The organism is Natrinema pallidum (assembly GCF_005890195.1).
Lineage (GTDB): Archaea > Halobacteriota > Halobacteria > Halobacteriales > Natrialbaceae > Natrinema > Natrinema pallidum.
Window position 1 is genome coordinate 3155518 of the sequence record NZ_CP040637.1, and the last position, 18498, is coordinate 3174015.

20 protein-coding genes and 1 tRNA gene are annotated in these 18498 nt (G+C 65.0%); 8 read left to right on the forward strand and 13 right to left on the reverse strand.

Annotated elements, in window-relative coordinates:
* Window positions 1-21: 21 nt before the first annotated feature.
* Both FGF80_RS15725 and FGF80_RS15730 read left to right on the forward strand, forming a co-directional pair.
* Complete coding sequence (locus FGF80_RS15725; protein WP_138655049.1) at window positions 22-726, forward strand: enoyl-CoA hydratase/isomerase family protein; 705 nt, start codon at window positions 22-24, stop codon at window positions 724-726.
* A gap of 88 nt (window positions 727-814) precedes the next feature.
* Window positions 815-1366 (forward strand): GNAT family N-acetyltransferase, encoded by a 552-nt coding sequence (locus FGF80_RS15730; RefSeq protein ID WP_138655051.1) that lies wholly within the window; start codon window positions 815-817, stop codon window positions 1364-1366.
* Here FGF80_RS15730 and FGF80_RS15735 read toward each other — a convergent pair.
* Entirely contained in the window at window positions 1363-2157 is a 795-nt protein-coding gene (locus tag FGF80_RS15735) for an NAD+ synthase (RefSeq protein WP_138655053.1), read from the reverse strand. The two genes, FGF80_RS15730 and FGF80_RS15735, sit on opposite strands and share 4 nt — an antisense overlap.
* A 367-nt stretch (window positions 2158-2524) precedes the next feature.
* Between FGF80_RS15735 and FGF80_RS15740 the strand changes: the two genes are divergently transcribed.
* Window positions 2525-2595 (forward strand) — tRNA-Gly (locus FGF80_RS15740).
* Between the two features lie 88 nt (window positions 2596-2683).
* Here the strand turns inward: FGF80_RS15740 and FGF80_RS15745 are convergent.
* From FGF80_RS15745 to FGF80_RS15770, 6 genes are all read right to left on the reverse strand, one after another.
* Window positions 2684-3259, reverse strand: a complete 576-nt coding sequence (locus FGF80_RS15745) for a hypothetical protein (RefSeq protein WP_238705306.1) — start codon at window positions 3257-3259, stop codon at window positions 2684-2686.
* A 418-nt stretch (window positions 3260-3677) separates the two neighbouring features.
* Window positions 3678-4643, reverse strand: a complete 966-nt coding sequence (locus FGF80_RS15750) for a transcription initiation factor IIB (protein ID WP_006183920.1) — start codon at window positions 4641-4643, stop codon at window positions 3678-3680.
* A 107-nt stretch (window positions 4644-4750) separates the two neighbouring features.
* Window positions 4751-6256: a hypothetical protein gene (locus FGF80_RS15755; protein ID WP_138655057.1), complete on the reverse strand. Its 1506-nt coding sequence runs from the start codon at window positions 6254-6256 to the stop codon at window positions 4751-4753.
* Between the two features lie 116 nt (window positions 6257-6372).
* Window positions 6373-6801 carry a universal stress protein gene (locus FGF80_RS15760; protein ID WP_006183922.1) on the reverse strand — a complete coding sequence of 143 codons (429 nt, stop codon included), beginning with the start codon at window positions 6799-6801 and terminating at the stop codon, window positions 6373-6375.
* A 78-nt stretch (window positions 6802-6879) separates the two neighbouring features.
* The gene (locus tag FGF80_RS15765) at window positions 6880-7242 is read right to left on the reverse strand and encodes a hypothetical protein (RefSeq protein ID WP_138655059.1); all 363 of its coding nucleotides are present in this window, start codon (window positions 7240-7242) and stop codon (window positions 6880-6882) included.
* A 1-nt stretch (window position 7243) separates the two neighbouring features.
* Window positions 7244-7483, reverse strand: coding sequence for an amphi-Trp domain-containing protein (locus FGF80_RS15770; protein WP_006183924.1), 240 nt, complete (start codon window positions 7481-7483; stop codon window positions 7244-7246).
* A 324-nt stretch (window positions 7484-7807) separates the two neighbouring features.
* Here FGF80_RS15770 and FGF80_RS15775 point away from each other — a divergent pair, with 324 nt between their 5' ends.
* Window positions 7808-8644 (forward strand): NAD(+)/NADH kinase, encoded by an 837-nt coding sequence (locus FGF80_RS15775; RefSeq protein WP_138655061.1) that lies wholly within the window; start codon window positions 7808-7810, stop codon window positions 8642-8644.
* Here FGF80_RS15775 and FGF80_RS15780 read toward each other — a convergent pair whose 3' ends face one another.
* The 3 genes from FGF80_RS15780 to FGF80_RS15790 all read right to left on the reverse strand — a co-directional run bounded on the left by FGF80_RS15780 (window position 8645) and on the right by FGF80_RS15790 (window position 11300).
* Window positions 8645-9298, reverse strand: a complete 654-nt coding sequence (locus FGF80_RS15780) for a DsbA family oxidoreductase (RefSeq protein ID WP_138655063.1) — start codon at window positions 9296-9298, stop codon at window positions 8645-8647. It abuts the gene before it with no gap.
* Between the two features lie 100 nt (window positions 9299-9398).
* Complete coding sequence (locus tag FGF80_RS15785; protein ID WP_006183927.1) at window positions 9399-10157, reverse strand: hypothetical protein; 759 nt, start codon at window positions 10155-10157, stop codon at window positions 9399-9401.
* Between the two features lie 222 nt (window positions 10158-10379).
* Window positions 10380-11300: a nucleotidyltransferase domain-containing protein gene (locus tag FGF80_RS15790; RefSeq protein WP_138655065.1), complete on the reverse strand. Its 921-nt coding sequence runs from the start codon at window positions 11298-11300 to the stop codon at window positions 10380-10382.
* A gap of 403 nt (window positions 11301-11703) precedes the next feature.
* Between FGF80_RS15790 and tnpA the strand changes: the two genes are divergently transcribed.
* From tnpA to FGF80_RS15805, 3 genes are read left to right on the forward strand one after another with little or no spacing between them, the layout of a single operon-like run.
* Window positions 11704-12096: an IS200/IS605 family transposase gene (gene tnpA, locus FGF80_RS15795; protein WP_138655067.1), complete on the forward strand. Its 393-nt coding sequence runs from the start codon at window positions 11704-11706 to the stop codon at window positions 12094-12096.
* 2 nt (window positions 12097-12098) lie between these two features.
* Window positions 12099-13358, forward strand: coding sequence for an RNA-guided endonuclease TnpB family protein (locus FGF80_RS15800; protein WP_138655069.1), 1260 nt, complete (start codon window positions 12099-12101; stop codon window positions 13356-13358).
* A gap of 60 nt (window positions 13359-13418) precedes the next feature.
* A complete protein-coding gene (locus FGF80_RS15805; RefSeq protein WP_138655071.1) occupies window positions 13419-13622 on the forward strand; it encodes a hypothetical protein in 204 nt (67 codons plus the stop codon).
* A gap of 219 nt (window positions 13623-13841) precedes the next feature.
* On the opposite strand, the gene FGF80_RS15810 is transcribed toward FGF80_RS15805, so the two are convergent.
* Entirely contained in the window at window positions 13842-14255 is a 414-nt protein-coding gene (locus FGF80_RS15810; RefSeq protein WP_006183930.1) for a hypothetical protein, read from the reverse strand.
* A gap of 721 nt (window positions 14256-14976) precedes the next feature.
* Between FGF80_RS15810 and mptA the strand changes: the two genes are divergently transcribed.
* Window positions 14977-15903 (forward strand): GTP cyclohydrolase MptA, encoded by a 927-nt coding sequence (mptA, locus tag FGF80_RS15815; protein ID WP_006183931.1) that lies wholly within the window; start codon window positions 14977-14979, stop codon window positions 15901-15903.
* Here mptA and FGF80_RS15820 read toward each other — a convergent pair.
* Together FGF80_RS15820 and FGF80_RS15825 are read right to left on the reverse strand one after the other, a co-directional pair.
* Complete coding sequence (locus FGF80_RS15820) at window positions 15900-16703, reverse strand: TrmB family transcriptional regulator (protein ID WP_006183932.1); 804 nt, start codon at window positions 16701-16703, stop codon at window positions 15900-15902. The genes mptA and FGF80_RS15820 overlap by 4 nt on opposite strands.
* Window positions 16704-16784: 81 nt before the next feature.
* A complete protein-coding gene (locus tag FGF80_RS15825; protein WP_006183933.1) occupies window positions 16785-18422 on the reverse strand; it encodes a DUF255 domain-containing protein in 1638 nt (545 codons plus the stop codon).
* Window positions 18423-18498: the final 76 nt, after the last annotated feature.

Sequence of the window (18498 nt, forward strand, 5' to 3'; positions counted from 1 at the left end):
AACGCCCGATCGACTGCTGACATGATCGAGGTCGACGCTGACGGTCCGATTCGCACCGTGACGATGAACCGCCCCGATGCGCGCAACGCACTGACGGTCGATGGGCTCGAGGCCCTCGAGACCGCGATCCGCGAGGCCGAAGAATCCGTCGTCTACCTTCGCGGACGCGGCCCGGCGTTCTGTGCCGGTGCCGACCTGACCGAGGTCGCGGCCCTCGAAGGGGACCGCGACCGTGCAGCCGAGTTCGCCCGCCTGGGTCAGCGGGTGGCCCGGACCATCGAAGACTCGCCGGCGGTCGTCGTCGCGGGAATCGACGGCCCCGCACGCGGCGGCGGCCTCGAACTCGCGCTGGCCTGTGACGTCCGGGTCGGAACCCCCGACTCGACCTACGGGGAACCGGGGGTCAGTTTCGGACTGTTCGGCGCCTGGGGCGGCACCGTCCGGTTGCCACGCGTCATGGGCGAGGGGGATGCCCTCGAGTTCGCGCTGTCGGGTCGGTCGATCGACGCCGAGACGGCGCTCCGAACGGGGCTGATCTCGCGTCTCGAGGACGACCCCCGATCGGTGGCCGAGGGGATCGCTGATAACGCAGCCGACGCGCTGGCGGCCCTGAAACACCGGCTTCGGGACGACGGCGAGCGGGCGAGTCAGGAACGACGCGAGGCCGCGGCGTTTGCCGACCTCGTCACCGCCCACGCCGACGATATCGACGCGCTCCTCGAGTAGCGGCGACTCCGAAGCCGATATCGCTGGCGGCGCGGTGTCGGGACCGGCCCAGGGAAAGTCCTATGCTTGCTGACAGCTATGGGCGAGTATGCCCGGCCCAGTGTTTCTGAACGGCGATCGAATCGCGCTCCGACCGATCGAGGAGGCGGACCTCGAGTTCCTGCAAGCGCAGGTCAACGATCCGACGATTTGGCGGTCGATCGGGCGATCCAGACCGCTCAACGGCGAGCAGGAGCGCGATTTCTTCGATAACGTGATCTGTGGCGACGATACGGTCGACCTGCTGATCGGCGTCGATTCGACGCCGATTGGGACGATCGGTCTCTTCGAGTTCGACTGGGAGGCCCGGACCGCCGAGATCGGGTATTGGATCGCACCGGATCACCACGACCGGGGGTACGGCACCGAAGCGACGGAGTGCGTCGTCGAGTACGCGTTCGATCAGCTCGGACTCCACCGGATCGCCGCCCACGTGTTCGAGTTCAACGACCCATCACAGCGGCTTCTCGAGACGGTGGGGTTCACGAAGGAGGGCGTCCATCGCGACGCCGACTTCGTCGATGGGGAGTATCAGGACGTCTACTGGTACGGGCTTCTCGAGGACGAGTGGCGACGCCAGCGCCGCGATGGCGGTGATTAGTCCAGCGGGTCCGGGGCCGGCGGGACGGTTCGCTTGTGCTCGCTGCGGTCGTACATGCCGCGGACCCGTTCGACGGTCGCTTCGTCGACCTCGAGCAATCGCCCGGTCGCGGCGATCGACAGGGGCCCGTCGACGTGCGTCACCAGGATCGAGTCGAGCGTATCGTAGCTGATTCCGAGTTCGTCCTCGTCGGTCTGGTCGGCCCACAGTTCCGCGGTGGCGGTCTTGGCGGCGAGGTCCTCGGGGACGCCGACGTGACGGGCGAGTTGGCGGACCTGCGCCTTGTAGAGGTTGCCGATCGGGTGGCAGTCGACGGCCCCGTCGCCGTACTTGGTGAAGTAGCCCACCGCGGCCTCGCTGCGGTTGCCCGTCCCCAGAACGAGGCGCTGCTCGTGGTTGGCGACGAGATAGTTGAACACTGCACGGACGCGAGCGCGTGCGTTGCCGACCGCTTCGTGGTCGCCCTCGGCCTCGGGATAGGCCGACAGCAACGAGTCGACGATCGGCTCGATCTCGATCACGTCGGAGGTGATCTCGAGGTCCTGGGCGACCCGTTCGGCGTCGCTCATGTTCCCCTCGCTGCTGACGGTCGCCGGCAGGACGAGACCGTGGACGGCATCAGCCCCGAGCGCCTCGACGGCGAGGTGTCCGACCAGCGTGCTGTCGATTCCGCCCGAGAGGCCCAGGACGACACCGTCGGCACCCGCGGCGTCGACGCGGTCGCGAACGAACTGCGTGATGTGTTCGCGTCGCTGCTCGAGTTCCGCCTCCGAAAAGCGAACGTCGATCATGGAGGGGACTAGGGACGGCGTGACCTAATACTCTCCCCTCGCCGGGGAAAACTGACCGGACGGTCGATTTCGACGCCCGCACCCGGTTCGATGTATCGAACAGTGACCGCGACCGTCGGGAACGCCGAAGGTCCGGTTGCGAGAATCAAACGACGCGTCGCAGCCGCTCCGGCTGAAGGATCACCGCGTCTTCACTCCGGAGCACTGTCCGGCCGTGGGCCTCGCCACCACGGTAGCGAGACGAACCGCGGTCTGCAGCGAGTGGGACTCGAGGCTGGGTTCGTGGCCGACGACGGGACGGCCGACTCGAGAGCGCTACGTTCAAGTGTAACCGGCGGGTACCATCGAGTGGCGCGACCGACGGAGAGCGCTGGTGGTCTAGTGGTAGGACATGAGCTTCCCAAGCTCATAGCCCGGGTTCAATTCCCGGCCAGCGCATTCCGGGAGACCGTCGCGGCGACTTTTTGCGGCCGGATCCCTCCGCACGCGACCCGTTGGATCGTGAGCGACGTGAGCAAGGCCAGAGTCAAGTCGTGGTCGTTTCGGCGTATATCGAGATCGTTTCGTCCAGTGACTCCGGAATCGGGTTCGCAGTAACCGTGCTAGCGCGGGTGTCGACGATCACCCCGATATTGAGACGGTCTCCGGGGCGGATCGTCCGTTCCGTCTTCGAATCGACTTCGTCCTTGAGGCGGCCATCGACGAGCGTACTCCGTTCGAAACCGGTCGTGACCAGCCGCGGTCGAACCGCTGCCAACGAGTGGTCCATCTCCGCAGGCAGCGGGCTCGCCCAGCCGACGACGACGGCGGTTTCGTCCGTATTCACCGTGTATCCCCAGCCACCGGGGGGCTCGTCGTAGTCACCGTGCTCGAGCGCGTACTCGTCGTTGAACCCGACCGCGATCTCGGTCGGGCCGTTGTTCGTGACCTCGAGGAGCCGATCGACGGCCGTAACTGCGTGTTTGGAAACACCGTGTCGGCCGTCCTCCATCGCGGTCAGATCGATCTCGACCGTGCCGTTCTCGCGGACGTACCCGTCGCCCTCAGCACCGGGTTCGATACCGAGGAACGCGTTCGCATCCCCGGCTATGTCGACGGCCACCGTTCGTGTCGCGTCAACAGTACTGAACGCACTCGTTCCGAGAAGTGCGCCACCGCCCGCGATCACGCCGCCGAGCCGAGTTAAGAGTGTTCGTCGGTGAGAGGCCACAGATACGAAGAGTTGACGAAGCAGCTATTTTATGTTTCCGCTCGCTTCGTTCAAATGTCATCCATGTATTTATTTATGATTCAGTCTCGCCGCACAACCGACTCGGGACCGGGAGCGGATCGTACTCGAGATCGGCAGCCACAGCGCTCAGCGTGGGTGGAACGACCAACGCAGAAGCCCCGGCGAGACCGGGCAGTAGCGACAGTGTCTCTCGAGGCGCTTCGTGCCACCGCGTGGGGGCAGTCACCGCCGCGGCCGGCATCCGAGTGGCCCGAACACCCGTGTACCGATGCCGCGAGTTCGAGCCGTCCTATTCGTGAATGCCCATCGCCTCGATCTGTTCCTGGTACCGGTTACGGATGGTGACCTCGGTCACCTGCGCGACATCGGAGACTTCGCGCTGGGTCTTCTTCTCGTTACAGAGCAGCGAGGCGGCGTAAATCGCGGCCGCGGCGTAGCCCGTCGGCGACTTGCCCGAAAGCAGCCCCTTCTCCGTCGTCGTATCGATGATCTCGTTGGCCTTGACCTGGACCTCCTCCGAGAGTTCGAGTTCCGAACAGAACCGCGGCACGTACTTTTTGGGATTGACCGGTTCCATCTCGAGGTTGAGTTCCTGGGCGACGTAGCGGTAGGTGCGGCCGATCTCCTTGCGCTCGACGCGGGAGACGGCGGCGACTTCCTCGAGCGATCGGGGGATGCCCTCCATGCGACAGGCGGCATAGAGCGTACTCGTCGCGACGCCCTCGATCGAGCGCCCGCGGATGAGGTCTTCGTCGAGCGCGCGCCGGTAAATGACGCAGGCGACCTCGCGGACCGAGCGTGGGATGGCGAGCGAGGAGGCCATCCGATCGGTTTCGGAGAGGGCGAACTGGAGGTTCCGTTCGCCGGCGTCTTTGGTTCGAATCCGTTCCTGCCACTTTCGCAGTCGGCGCATCTGATTGCGCTTGTCCGAGGAAATCGAGCGACCGTAGGCGTCCTGGTTCTTCCAGTCGATGGAGGTGGTCAACCCCTTGTCGTGCATCGTCTGGGTCGTCGGCGCGCCGACGCGGGACTTGTTCTGGCGCTCGGAGTGGTTGAACGCCCGCCATTCGGGACCGTGATCGATGTTGGTTCCTTCGACGATGAGCCCGCACTGATCGCAGACGAGTTCGCCCTGATCCTCGCTTTTCACCAGCGTCCCGCCGTCGCACTCGTCACACACCCGCTCACGCTCCGGTTCCTGCGTTTTTTCTGTCGTTTCAGGATCGCGTTCGCGCTGACGGGTGGGGCTTGCCATGTCGTGTTGATAACGATGTTGGAAGGACTTAAGGGCTCGGCACCGAAGGACCACGGTTCGACCGTCGATCGGCTCCGGCCGGAGCGGGGCACCGGGTCGCCGGCCGCTCAGAAGTAGCCGAAGAGCGTTCCAACCAGGACGAGCAGCCACATCGCGGTGCCGACGAGCAACATGTCGTTGAACCGTGTGTTCCGAGCGGCCCGTTTGGCCGCACCGCCGGCGATCAGCCCGAGCGCGACGACGACGAGCATTCGCTGGACGACGATGTCGACGGGCAGCAAGGAGACGCCGAGCAGGCTGTAGTCGAGCCAGATCGCGACCGCGAGCGAGCCCGCGGCGACGACGGCGGCGTCGAGCCGTCGCGTGAGCCCGCGTGCGAGCAGGTAGGTCGCGACCGGGATGCCGACGCCGATCACCGGATAGAGGAGTCCGGCGATCTGGTGTGGCGTGAGGAACGCGGCCTGCCGTTCGAGCGCGAGGCCACCCATCCGGACGCCCAGATACAGCGCCAGGATGGTGAAGACGAGGAGGACGTGACCGGCCTCGAGGCGGGCGTAAGCCGCGGCGAGGCGTTTCCGGTCGACTTCGGTCAGGTGGTCGTCGATCGCGCCGGGCGTCCGCTCGGCGACGCGCTCGCTCGCGGCTCGATCGGTCCCGCTCGAGGCGGTGCCACCGCGTCGTCCGGCGCGAACGCCGACGAGCGTCGGGACGACGAGCAGGCCGGCGAGTTCGACGAGGGTCGCCCAGCCGTCGGCGTCGACGGAGTTCCTGTTGTCGAGGTAGATTCGGCTCACGTCGTCCTGAACGTCGACGCGTGGGTGTTTCATGAAATCGGTCTCGACCTTCGTCTGGGCGTCCTGGGAGCCGTGGACTCGATGCCGCAGGGTAAACCAGTCGAAGTGCTCCGAGTGTGTCTGCATGGCGACCCAGTCGTCGTCCTTGTTGGGACTCTCGTAGAGGCGGATGTGATACCGTTGCCCGAAGTAGTCGCCGTCCTCGAGCTGGCGCGTTTCGGTCGTCCAGTAGCCGCTCTCGTTCGGTCCGGGGTCGACGTAGGCGTAGCGGGTGCCGCCGTCGGCGTGCCCCCAGTTGAGGTCCGGAATGGGACCCCGTGGCTCGTCCGACGCGGCTTCCGCGGCGGTCCCGTTTTGTGACGAAGCGTTCGCCGTCGGGTCGTCGGCGGTCTCGTTGACCGGCCGGTCGCCGTCGGCGGTCGCGTTCGCCGGTTGCGTTTCGTTGTCGGAGACGTTGCCGCCGGTAAGCGAGTACGTCTCCGGAAGCGCTTCCTCCTCGGACTCGTTGACTGTCGACCAGTCACCGTCACCGCCCTCGGCGTCGGACAATACCAGCTCGACATCGTCGACGTCACCGCGGACGACCACGTTGATCGGGCTTCGTTTCTGGAACCGCTTGGTCGGACTGAGGTACTCCCAGAAGCCGCTCTCGGAGTCCTCGAACGTCACGAGTTCCGGGGTCGATTTTGTCTGCGTCGACTGAGCGGGTGGATCGGACGCCGTCTGGCTGGTCGACAGCGACAGGAACAGCGACGGCCCGCCGATCAGAAGGACGGCGAGAACGAGCAAAACGGCCGCGATCACGATCGATCGGCGCATCTCCTGATCACTAACGACGGCGGACACATCAACCCATCTGTATCACCACCCGTCCGCGCGAGCGAACTGGGCGGCCACCTCGAGCGGGGAGCGGTGGTCGTACTTCCCGGGGGCGCTCACACGTCGGGGCCGACGGTGGTGACCGGGACCGGTGCTTCGCGGACGACCCGCTGGGAGACGCTGCCGACGACGTTGCGTTCGTACTCGTCGCCGCTGGTTCCCATGACGATCAGATCGATATCGGCGTCCGCAGCGTACTCGACGATACACTCGGCCGGGTTGCCGGTATCGACGGCCGTGGTCGTCTCGATACCGTGTTCGGCGGCGCGGGTCACCGCGTCGTCGACCGCCGCGCGGGCGGTCGCCTCGAGGTCGCCGCGGACCTGCTCGATGCGATCGTCGTCGAGCACGAGGAACGCGCGGTCGTCGACGACCGAGAGGACGTGGAGGGTCGCGTTACGGGTGGCTGCGACATCGATGGCGTGGTCCGCGACGGTCGTCGCGTGGTCGCTGCCGTCCGTCGGAAGCAGGATCGTCTCGTACATTGCTATCTACGTGGACCACTCGCCCGGACGGAAAAAGGGGTTTCCCTCCGTCTTCGATGGCGGGAACGAGACGAACCGCTAGACGCCGGGAATGCCGAGCGCATCGGCCGTGACGAAGCCGATCACCGCGAGCGCATAGAGGATGCCGACCGCGACGATCCAGGCGACGAATCCGATCGCGGCCGCGGACCCCCAGCCGCCGGGATACCGCCAGTTGATGACGCCGACCCAGATGACCAACATGAGCAACACGCCGAGGATGGGGATCCAGCCGACGAAGAAACTCGTGATCCCCCAGGCGGCCGCCCCGATGAGGGCGGTCACGGCCGCGTTCACGAAGCCCGCGTCGCGATCCAACACCAGCCGCGCGCCCGCGAGGATGCCGATCGTTCCTACCAGCAGGCTCAGGACGAAGATCAGGATGGAGTCCGCGGCGGCCATATTAGGGTTTCCAACTCAGTTCGATTTCGACTGTTTCACGGTTCCCCCGGAGCATCGAGGAGCGCTCGACGGTCTCGACCGAGACATCGACGTTGTGGGGCGGGTTGAGCGATACGTTCTTGTTCCCGACCCGTATCGAGACCTCCTCGCTCTCGCTCCCGAACTCCGTCGCAAGCTCCTGGAGGTACGCGGCGAGTTCCTCTCGTGGCAGTGTTTCGTCGGCCGTCGTCCGTTGCGCCATGCGGGAACGTCGGCCTCCCGTCCGCAAAAGTATGGAGCATGAACATGTCGATAAGTGGCTATTACTGGATCGAGCCTGGCCGTAACGATTTGTTGGGCGGACCCGAAACGCCGGTCGAGCGGGATCGAATCGCCCGATAACGGAAAGAGACTCGCCTCGAGCGAGGGAGTCCGGCCCGACACCGACGGCGCGGTGGCGCGACTGCGCAAATCACTCCACGGGGGATGGTCAGCGGCGGAGTCGGCCGGCGGCGTTCGGCTGCTACCCATCGTCGGCGGCCGGACAAGCGTGGCTTTTTGACGACGGGGCGGGTAGCCGCCGACGATGGACGTCGCCGTCGGAATCGTCGCCCAACGTGACAACGAACGTGCACAGGCACTCGCCGCGAGCCTCGTCGACGCCCTCGAGCGCGAGGGAGCCAGCGTCGTCGTCGACGACGCGACCGGCGGAGCGGTCGGGACGAGTGCCGTCCCGGTCGCCGCGATGGCGGGTCGGGATCTCGTCGTGAGCATCGGCGGCGACGGGACGCTGCTGTTCGTCGCCCGCGAAGTCGGTTCGACGCCGATCCTGGGAATCAACCTCGGCGAAGTCGGCTTTCTCAACGCCGTCGCGCCCGACGACGCCCTCGGCGTCGTCACCGAACTCGCCACGGAACTCGACGAAACGGGGACCGTCGAGGAGCGCGAACTCGCGCGACTGCGGGCGACCGGCGTCGAAGCGGACTGGACGCTCGAGCCGGCGCTCAACGAGATCGTCGTCCACGGACCGCGGCGAGGGAACGGCGGCGGAGCCACTGTCGGGATCGACATCAACGGCCAACGGTACGCCGAGGGTCACGCGGACGGCGTCCTCGTGGCGACGCCGACGGGCTCGACTGCGTACAATTTGAGCGAGGGCGGACCGCTGGTCCATCCGTCCGCGGAGGCGCTCGTCGTCGCACAGATGGCCGCAACGGAATCGATGCCGCCGCTGGTCGTCGAACCCACGACCGAGATCACGCTCACCGTCTCCGGAACCGAAACCGCCTACGCGATCAGCGACGGCCGAAACCGCCAGCGTCTCGATCCCCCCGCCGAGGTGTCGGTCTCGCTCGCGAACGAAGCCGTCAGGCTGGTGGGTCCGCAGGCGAACTTCTTCGACGGGCTGGACAAGCTCGAGTGATTACCCGTCGCCCTCAACGAGTCGTTCTAAGTGCGCCGGCGGGACCGAGCCACGGGCGACGTGGCCATCCGAGACGAACGTCGGGACACCCGTAACGCCCCGCTGCTGTGCCTCGGCAACCGTATCCTCGAGTGCCGCCCGGATACCCTCGTCGGCGACCGCGTCGCGGATCTCGTCGGTCGGGAGGCCGATGTCCGCCGCGAGAGCGACCAACACGTCGGTCTCGCCGATGTCGCGACCGTCCCGCCACAGCGCCGTGTAAATCGCCTCGTCGAACGCCTCCCACCGTTCGGGGTACTCCTGTGCGACGTACCACGAGGCGACCTGTGCGTCGAACGAGTCGACGTCGGTCGCGAGATCCTGGGCCATCTCGACGTCGAACTCCTCCTGAAGCCGGTGGATGTTCCGTTTAGCCCGCTCGTAGTACGCGTCGTCCTTGCCGTCCGCGACATCGTGATCGATCGACCCGTCCGCGTTCCGCTGGCCGCTGCGCAGGTCGAAGGGGTGCCACTCGACCGCGAGCGGCTCGTCGCGGCTCTCGCGATACTGTGCGAGCGATCGCGTCCCCAGATAACAGAACGGGCAGACGTAGTCGGCGTAGATTTCGATTCGATCGGTCGGCTCGGCCGCCGATCCGAAGTCCCCGTCGGTCATAGCGCGGCTAGGGACCTCGGAGGGAAAAGCCGCCGGTCACCGGCAGCCGACTCGAGACGAGTGACCCAGGTCGACCGGACCCCGGACGATGACCGCGCCCTCAGCTCTCGGTGCCGACGGCCGCGTCCGTGGCTTCGGTCTCCGATCCCGTCACGTCCGGCAGGTTCGGGTCCCGATAGGGATTGCGCCCGTAGGCCGGCAGGTCGTCGTCGAGTTGAGACGTGAGGACGCGGCGCAGTCGGTTCAAACTCGTCGTGTCCAGCCCGTACTCGGCCGCGAGCCGCTCGAAGGCCGCTTCGTCGGTGATGTCGTGTGCACGATACCGGCCGAACAGCTCCTCCATCCGGTCGGCGGAGAGCGCTCGAGCATCGATGTCGTCCAGCCCGAAGTACTGCTGGCGGTCGACATCGACGACGTGACGGATCACCACGAGCGCGACCTTCTCGATCGCACGCTGGCTCCCGAACTCCGTGAGGTCGATCTCGTCCATGACGCCCAGCGCGAGATCCCGTTGCCACGGCGTCACCTCGAGAGCGTTGCAAAGCGCCTGCGTCGTTCGGAGCCGGTCGAGTCGGTGTGCGCGCTCGCTGTAGCCCGGCGTCGCCGCGTGCTGTTCGTCGTGGAGGCGACGAACGCTCTCGGAGAGGTCCGCGTCGGCCGAGTCCGCGCGGCCGATGACCGTCGCGCTCGGCGTGACGACGCCCCACTGGCGGACCGTCGAATCGCGCTGCACGTCGGCCCGCGAGAGCGATCCGGACCCGGGCCGGGTCTCGAGGCGGCGGTCACGGGCGGGCTCCGGTTCGACGCCGTCCACGGCTCGCTCGGAACCTGGACCAGAGTCGGCACCGTCGTCTTGCATCGTCTGTCGCTCGGAGAGGGAGCGTGAAAAAGGCTCGCTCCGTTCGATTTGCCAGGGAATCGGACAAACAGCAACTCTAACACGTCTCGGCGGGGTGCGTCCTCGATCGGAACCGGGCGCTCGCTGGTCGAGGTGCCTGGTCCGCGAAAAGCCCTTCGTAGCTTCACCTTGTGACCAGAGACACGTAAAGAGCGGCTCGGAAGCGAGGTGGGTCCGTCGGCGTCACTGGACCGCGGCGAGCAGGTCGTCGATGAATCCGTCCAGTCGGTCGGTATCGGGGCCATCTCGAGCGTGAGTATCGGGATCGATCGTTTTCGGCGGGTGGGCGAACTCGCGGCCGACGGCGTCGCCGATCTCGGTCGCGCCCTCGCCCGCCCGTTTCCGCTCGAGCAACTCACGAGCGCGGTCGATTCGATCGGCGTCGAAGACGGCGGGCGCGTGCTCGGTCAGGAACGTCTCGAATTCGAGGGCGGGTAACTCGTGTGCGCCACGTTCCCCGGTTTCCACGAGGTAGTATGCGAACATGGCTGCCCGGTAGATGGTCAGGTTTCGCTTCACCGTCGGTTTCGTCTGGGTCTCGCTGAACCGTTCGTCGTCGGACGGGACGGTCGTCGTTCCGTCGTCGGTTTCGACGGTATACGTGTCCTCGTCCGCATCGATGATCGGGAAGATCTCGTCGTCGGTCCGGACCAGATGGTGGGAGATGTACGTGCGGTAGTTGCTCGTCGCGATCCCGCGCCACGTGTGATACAGGTCGATCGGGTTGTACGTCCGCTCGAGATAGTCGGCGAGCGCGGCGGGATCGTACGCGGTCCGATAGCGGATCGGACTCCGGAGCAGATCGATCGCACCCTCGTTCGAATCCGCGAGCAGCCGTGCGAACGTCCGCACGTCCCAGCCCTGATACTCGAACTCGCCGCGGTCCTCGACGACGGTCCCCGGTACCGTCTCGAGGTGGGCGTACCGGCGCAGGTCGGTCGGCGCGGAGACGAATCCCACGTCGTAGTCGCTGTCGGGGCTCGCCGCACCCCAGGCGTGGCTCCCGCGGGCGACCGCCAGTACGACCGCGATGTCGTACTCGCGTTCGATCGCGGTCAGGTGGTCGTCGACGGTCCGGGACACGCGGTTCGGGAGGTGAGACATGGCTGTGGCTCGAGGGTTTGAAAACGAATCCCGAGACGGCCGGGTGACGAATGCCCTTCGTAGCTTCACCTTGTGACCAGAGGCACTTAAAGAACGGAGCAGAGCGCGGACGGTGTCGGCCACCGGACGTGATACGGGGACGAAAGAGCGACACTCGAGGCTCGAGATTTACGAAAATCCGGTGGATGAGGTGGTGTGCGACCAGAGCAGCCCGAAACTTGCTGCATTGCCCCAGATCTATATGTAACCCCACCCGCCTATCTTTTTTCAAGGCGAGAATCCAGCCCTTTAGCGCGGGCGTGAAGCCGACAACTCCTACGTGAACCACCGTCGGTTGCAGGCCGAATACCCCACGACCGCAAACCTTTATTAGAATTGGATGTATAGAAATTATTATGGCCAAATGAAGTACAACCTCGAAACTGGGTCGCACACGGTCTACGCACTCCAATATCACTTCGTGACCGTCACGAAGTACCGCGCAGACCTCCTTACCGACGAGATAGCCGAACGCATCGGTGAGATTGCCAGCAACATCTCCGAGGACTTCGGCGTGAACATCCAGAACGTCAACGGCGGTTCCGACCACGTTCACATTCTGTTCACGGCGAAGCCAACGACCGACCTCACCAAGTTCATCAACTCACTCAAGGGCGTCACGTCCCGCAAAATCCGTGACGAGAACCCCGAGGTTCGGCAGTCGTTCGACAAAGCGTTCTGGCAACCGGGATACTTCCTCGCCACCACCGGCCAAGTGAGTATCGACGTACTCATGAAGTACGTGGAGGAGCAATAGCGTTGTCCACGTCCGTCACGAAGACGTTGCAGGCGACGTTCGCGCCACCCACCGCGCACAAGCAGACCAAACTCAACGACCTGCTCGAAACCTACCGTGACGGTCTGCAAGAGGCGTTCGACGCTGGGGCGAGTACCATGTCGGCGGTGAGCGACATCGTGACTCCCTACGACTTACCGTATCAGGCGAAAGCCGCACTCTGCAACTACGTCCCGAAACTCCGCAAGACGTACAACGCCAAGGAGTTGGACGACGGCCACCCGATACGGCTCACGAACCAAGCCGCGAAATTCGACCACTCCGAAGAACGCGAGTACGAGTTCACGTGGTGGGTTCCCCGTCCCGGTCGGGGAACGAACTTCTGGATACCGCTCCGCATCAATCCCGAACAGGAAGGCCTCTGGCACGACCTCGTATCAGAGGACGCGAAGGCAGGCGAGATACGGCTTCAACAGCACCGGAAGAACTGGGTACTACACGTCACCGTCGAGTACGCGGTCGAAGAAACCAGCGACGGCGGTGACGCCACGCACATCGGCTTAGACATCGGAGAAACCGCCCTCATCACGGGCTGTGCCCTCAAGGACGGTTCTCCGACTGATCCGTTCGTGTGTAGCGGAAGCAGAGCGAAGCATCTCCGCAAAGAGATGTACACGACACTGAAACGACTCCAAGAGCGTGACGCATCCGAGTGGCGGATTGAAGACCGATTCAACCACTACCAGAACGCGCTTACCGACATCGTGGAGAAGGCGTCTCGACAGGCAGTCGAGTACGCCCGACAGTTTGAGAACCCGGTGTTGGTGATGGAGGATTTGACGTACATCCGTGAGCGTCTCGACTACGGGAGGTACATGAACCGTCGCCTTCACTCGTGGGCGTTCGCCCGACTGCAAGGGCGCATCGAGGACAAGGCGACGGAAGCGGGTATCCCGGTCGAGTACGTGAACCCGGCGTACACCTCGCAGACGTGCCACTCGTGCCATCGTATCGGTCGTCGGGACTCGCAGGCAGAGTTTCGGTGTCCGCACGACGACTGCCACGTTTCGACGTTTCAGGCCGACATCAACGCTTCCGCGAATATCGCACTACGGGTTGACCCGTGGGGAGAGAGCGTCCCGCTTGACAAGGCGGAACGCAATGACTCGCTTCGGGATGGGAGCGGTTGTGACACCGCCACGACTCACCGTGAGAAGAGCGTACCAGCGCAGATGACGCTCACGGCGTTTCAAGAGTCGGAACCCTCTGCTAGCGACGACTAACTGGTATTCCCCATGTGTGGGAAGCCTCGCCGTTTACCGCGAGGAGGATGTCACGAGATAATGTCCGCCCTCCGAACCGCACTGCTCGAATGGAATCTGAGCCGAATTTCATGGGTACTTCGCACCGCACTCGCCGTCTTCCTCGCACGCCGTGTCACGGACGGGTTCCTCACCGGCCTGGGTGCAGCGTTGCTCTTCCTGTTCGTGCTCGCTCTCGCGTGGGAAGCAGTAAGCCGACTCTCCACTGGCACGAGTGACTCGTGAATCCCTCGTCGATGAGACTGCCCGCCCACATGCCGTTCGACCGAGGATCGAAAACACGGCGTTGTGACTATCGGGTGTAAGTTACTGGCTGCAGAACGACCGTCTTCCCGTCATAGCTCTACCTTGTGACCAGAGGTACTTAAAGAAACGACGGCTCGCTCGAGGGCGTCACCGTCGAGACGCGTCTGAGACGCATGGCGGAGTGAGACCGGACTCTCCTCATCGAGTCTCGTTTGCCGTCCCGTTGTCGGTCGTCCAGTGGCTATCCGCCTCGCCCTCGCGGAGGATTTTCACTCGCGCGTCGTACGTCGCGTTCTCGAACACCGGTTCGTCGTACTCGAACGGAACTGCGAGCGTTCGCTCGGAAACGTCCGCGGGAACGACGTACTCCTGGATGAACGCGTGGTCGTAGTCGCCGGCGATCTGGAGCTCCGCGCGGAGCGTTACGTGTCCGGCGACGCCGCTCCGCTTTTCGACCGTTGTCACCACCAGAACGGTGCCAGCATCGGGTTGGTACGTCCGGACGGTTCGGATTTCGAACGCCGGATTCCGGTCTTCCCGGAGGGCCTGGCACCCCGAACCCAGTACGGCAGAAAGAGCACCCACGCCGGCGAGGAGTTCGCGTCGGTTCATGATCCCCCCGAAGCGGAGCCAATCGCATCGCTTCGATCACGCCATCGCACGGATTTCGCGTTCAACGGGGACGGCGCTACCACGGCACGATTCGGTCGAACGACACGGACGGCTCGCTCCAGCCATCGGTGAGTGATGGTCCAAACGGACACGACCAACGACCGTAGCGAGGGTCGAGGTCCCGTCGGGCTTTCGTCACATTCCAACATAAATCGTCTATCTGACATTTCGAAGACGGGAGTCATATTATTCACAGCTGTCGTAAGAATATATTATTTTTAATGATCATGTGTCGTGACATGAGGGAGCAATCTCACGCGGAGAACCGCTCTGAAAGGCCTCGGCGTGACTGGACTCGAGTTTCCCGTTTCCAGTGTCGCCTGTGTGTTCGATCATCGAGCACGACCCCATCTGCGCCGAGAGCATCGGGAGCGACGGCCACGCCGACCCGAGCAGCGGTCCAGTGATCGGCTGTTCCACTCCGGACACCCGTCGGAGATCCAGCTATAGTAGCAACGGAACCGGTTGACACACTGATCGTAACGCCGTCCTGCGGTCAGGTGTGCAGTGACGTTCAGTTGCTACGATAGTAGCGAGACGATCACCGTCGTCACTCTCTCCCTGCAACGAGAAGCGCTCAACCGATCGACGGCTCGAGCAGGTCGTCGAAGCGACACCCGGTTCCGAAAGGTTGAATCACCCGCTACCCTGAATGCGGTCAATGAGTCATCAGTTGCCGGACGTGCAGGCGACATCGCCGGACGTGACCGTTGGCCTGAGTCAGGTCGGCGTTACCGGCGTCGACAAACTCGTCAAGATCGCCCGCGAAGGCAAGCGACCGATCGTCCTCACCGCCGAGTTCGAGGTCTTCGTCGACCTCCCTGGCTGGCGGAAGGGCGCGGATATGAGCCGCAACATGGAGGTCATCGACGAGATTCTGGAGGATGCGACCCGCGAGGAGGCCTACGGCGTCGAGGAAGTCTGTGGCGAGGCCGCCGAGCGACTGCTCGAGCGCCACGACTACACCTCGAAGGCGGAGGTCTCGATGGAGGCCGAGTTCATGCGGCGCGAACGGACGCCCGCGAGCGACCGCGAGACCCAACACACCGTCGACATCGTCGCGTCGGCGACGGCGACCGAGGACGGCACCCGCGAGGAGATCGGCGCACGGGTCACCGGGATGACCGTCTGTCCCTGCTCGCAGGGCATGTCGACGGCCCGCGCGAAGGACACGCTCGAGGGGTTGGGTGTCGACGAGGAAACGATCACGGCGTTCTTAGACGAGGTGCCACAGCCGGGCCACTCCCAGCGGGGTCACGCGACGCTGACGGTCGAAGCCAGCGGCGCTCCGTCGGTCGATCTGAACGACATCATCGACATCGCTCGAGACTCGATGAGCGCGCGCATCTACAACCTCGCGAAGCGGCCCGACGAGGACCACATGACCTACGACGCCCACGCCGACGCGAAGTTCGTCGAAGACTGCGTCCGTGCGCTAGCTGAAGGCGTCGTCGAGGAGTTCGACCACCTGGCCGACGATGCGGTGATCACGATGAGTCAGTCCAACGATGAGTCGATCCACCAGCACAACGCCCACGCCGAGCGGATCGTCGAGATGGGGACGCTCCGCGAGGAAATCGAGACCTAGAACTCGAGCGGTTCGGCGTCTTCCCACCGCGGGACGAACTCCTCGTGGACGTTCGCGGCGAACTCGGGGTCCTTGAGGTCGATCATCCCGAAGGCTTCCCCCGAGGACAACGGGTTCGGGACCTGAATGCAGACTTCGACGCCGTCGATGATATTGAACGACCCCGTGACGTCGTCGTGGGTACGAACGTCGAAGTCGTCGCGTTGCTGTAAGGTCTCGCGATAGCGCCGGCCCACCGCCTCCGACATCGAGCCGACCATCTCACGAGTCAGCAACAGATCGACCGAGACGCCGCGATCGAGCGCGTTCTCGAGTTGGGCGTTGATCTCCTCGCTGACCGCCTGCATGTCCCACTGGGGGGAGGGATGTGAGGAGACCATGACGATGTCCCGATCGGCGGCCGCCAGCCGCTCCAAGAGGAGATCGATCGTCTCGTCGGGGCCGACGGCGGCGGTCCAGAACTGCTCTTCGACCGGTTCGGCCGCGTCGAGTTCGTTGGCCAGATCGTCGACGATCGACTCGTACTGGTCGGCTTTCTCCTCGAGTTCCCGTTTCTTGTCCTCGAGCAGGCGGTCGAGCGCCGTCGTGGGTTCGACGGCGACGTACTTCTTCGGCCGGCTCGCGGTCTGAGTTCGGACCAGGTTGTACTGTTCGATACTGTTGAGCACGTCGTAGATCCGCCCCATCGGGACGTCACTCGCCCGTGACAGCTCCTTGGCCGTTGTCGGGCCGGTGGTGAGCAGCGATCGGTAGGCTCGAGCTTCGTACTCGGAGAGCCCGAGGTCCCTGAGACTGGCCATGTCATAACGGACCGACCGAAGCGACATAAACGCTACGGTAGTTTGATAGGTATCCGTCCTCGGCCGTTTCGGGGCCGAATGTCAGTCGAGAATGGACTGGATGCGTTCGCTCAACTCGTTCGGAGTTTCGGCAGCCGCCGACACGCGGTCGCCCCGTTCGGCACGCGCCGTTCCGGCGGCGAGATCGGCGTCGGGGACGACCACCTTTTCATGGTCCGCGAGTCGGAGCGCCGCACGGTGGAGATCCGTTCCGGGCGCGGCGGCGACCCTGATCACCAGCGGCCCCTCGAGTAGACGGGACGTGGCCGTCGCGTAGCGGGCGACCTGGACGGTGAACCGGTCACTCGCCCCCGCGAATGCCTCGAGGGTTTCCCGGGCGAACTCGCGGTAGCGGTCGTCCCCGGTGAGGGTAGCCAGATCGATCAGCGCGTCCGCGAACGCGACGTTCGAGTCCAGCGGCCGGAGCGGCCGGTCGCACAGCCCGACGCCCTCGGCGGGACCGTCGAGAAACGAGTCCTCGTCGTGGAGTCGATCGATCGTCGTCTCCGCAACGGCCGTCGCGTCGTCGAGGACAGCAGTCTCAATGGTACTGGCGGCCGTCGTCAGCGCCGCCAGCACGCGGGCCTGATTCGCGAGGAGCGGGATCGCGTCGCCGTCGCTGACCGCCTCCGCGCGTGCGTGAGCGACGACGCCGTCCTCGAGCAGGTCCTCACGGAGGGTCGCGAGCGCGCGCTCGGCGTACCGGCGGGCCCGGTCGTCGTCGGTGTAGGCGTAGTAGGTGAGCAGCCCTTCGATCGCCAGCGCGTTCGAGCCGGCGAAGACGCCGTCGTCGACCGGCGGCTCGGCGGCGGCCGCTCGCTCGGTCGCGTCGAGACTGTGGGCGTCGTCCTCGCCGGGGGCCTGACTGTTCGCGAAAGCGTCGGCATCGGCGTTCCACAGCGTCGTCGTGAGGAAATCGATCGTGCGATCGGCGGGGTCGCGGTACTCGTCTTTCCCGGTGTGAAGGTAGGCGTTGGCGAACGCACGGACGAGCGCGCCGTTCGAGTCTAGGAGCTTCTCGCGTTGGAGCCCGGACCAGTCGCGGTCGGTCGCGAACCGATAGAAGCCGCCGTCGTACTCGTCTAGCAGGTTCGCACCGACCGCGTCGTACGATCGCAGCGCCATCTCGCGGTCCCGTTTGAGCGCGAACTCGAGGGCGTCGGGCAGCGGGAACTTGGGGCTTTGGCCCCAGCCGCCAGCGGTCTCGTCGTAGTTGTCGGATAGTTGGCCGAGCATAGTCGACTCGATGTCGGCCGTCAACTCACCGGCCGGAGGGTTGTCCTCGCGGAGCGGTCGAGGGATGCGCGCTGCACCGTCGCCTTTCGTCTCCCACATGGTTCGGACGCTGTCGAGGACCTGTCGCATCCCGTCGGGGCCGAGATAACCCGCACCGGTCAGGACCGTGCCGTCGGGTGCGAGAAAGACCGTCGACGGAAAGCCGCCCATGTTGTACCGGTCGCGAACGCGCGGATACCGGTCCACATCGGCCCGTACCGGGACGAAACTGTCGTTGACGTTGGCCGCGATACGGGGCTCGGCGTAGGTTTCCGCGTCCATCTCGTGGCAGTGATCGCACCACGTCGCGGTCAGCGAGAGCAAGACGGGAACGTCAGCCGCCGCGGCCTCGTCGAAGGCGTCCCGTCCCCACTCGCGCCACTCGACGCGGGTCGTATCGTCCATACCGGACCCAGGTGAGTCGGCGGCGTAAGCCCTTCGTTCGCTCGCAACCCATCGAGCGGGCCGCGAGCGGCGGCGA

Bases quoted from the DNA above. Each gene is read 5' to 3' on its own strand.
- FGF80_RS15725 (WP_138655049.1), top strand. From the start codon at position 22: ATGATCGAGGTCGACGCTGACGGTCCGATTCGCACCGTGACGATGAAC.
- FGF80_RS15730 (WP_138655051.1), top strand. From the start codon at position 815: ATGCCCGGCCCAGTGTTTCTGAACGGCGATCGAATCGCGCTCCGACCG.
- FGF80_RS15735 (WP_138655053.1), bottom strand. From the start codon at position 2,157: ATGATCGACGTTCGCTTTTCGGAGGCGGAACTCGAGCAGCGACGCGAA.
- FGF80_RS15750 (WP_006183920.1), bottom strand. From the start codon at position 4,643: ATGGCAAGCCCCACCCGTCAGCGCGAACGCGATCCTGAAACGACAGAA.
- FGF80_RS15755 (WP_138655057.1), bottom strand. From the start codon at position 6,256: ATGCGCCGATCGATCGTGATCGCGGCCGTTTTGCTCGTTCTCGCCGTC.
- FGF80_RS15760 (WP_006183922.1), bottom strand. From the start codon at position 6,801: ATGTACGAGACGATCCTGCTTCCGACGGACGGCAGCGACCACGCGACG.
- FGF80_RS15765 (WP_138655059.1), bottom strand. From the start codon at position 7,242: ATGGCCGCCGCGGACTCCATCCTGATCTTCGTCCTGAGCCTGCTGGTA.
- FGF80_RS15770 (WP_006183924.1), bottom strand. From the start codon at position 7,483: ATGGCGCAACGGACGACGGCCGACGAAACACTGCCACGAGAGGAACTC.
- FGF80_RS15775 (WP_138655061.1), top strand. From the start codon at position 7,808: ATGGACGTCGCCGTCGGAATCGTCGCCCAACGTGACAACGAACGTGCA.
- FGF80_RS15780 (WP_138655063.1), bottom strand. From the start codon at position 9,298: ATGACCGACGGGGACTTCGGATCGGCGGCCGAGCCGACCGATCGAATC.
- FGF80_RS15785 (WP_006183927.1), bottom strand. From the start codon at position 10,157: ATGCAAGACGACGGTGCCGACTCTGGTCCAGGTTCCGAGCGAGCCGTG.
- FGF80_RS15790 (WP_138655065.1), bottom strand. From the start codon at position 11,300: ATGTCTCACCTCCCGAACCGCGTGTCCCGGACCGTCGACGACCACCTG.
- tnpA (WP_138655067.1), top strand. From the start codon at position 11,704: ATGAAGTACAACCTCGAAACTGGGTCGCACACGGTCTACGCACTCCAA.
- FGF80_RS15805 (WP_138655071.1), top strand. From the start codon at position 13,419: ATGTCCGCCCTCCGAACCGCACTGCTCGAATGGAATCTGAGCCGAATT.
- FGF80_RS15810 (WP_006183930.1), bottom strand. From the start codon at position 14,255: ATGAACCGACGCGAACTCCTCGCCGGCGTGGGTGCTCTTTCTGCCGTA.
- mptA (WP_006183931.1), top strand. From the start codon at position 14,977: ATGAGTCATCAGTTGCCGGACGTGCAGGCGACATCGCCGGACGTGACC.
- FGF80_RS15820 (WP_006183932.1), bottom strand. From the start codon at position 16,703: ATGGCCAGTCTCAGGGACCTCGGGCTCTCCGAGTACGAAGCTCGAGCC.
- FGF80_RS15825 (WP_006183933.1), bottom strand. From the start codon at position 18,422: ATGGACGATACGACCCGCGTCGAGTGGCGCGAGTGGGGACGGGACGCC.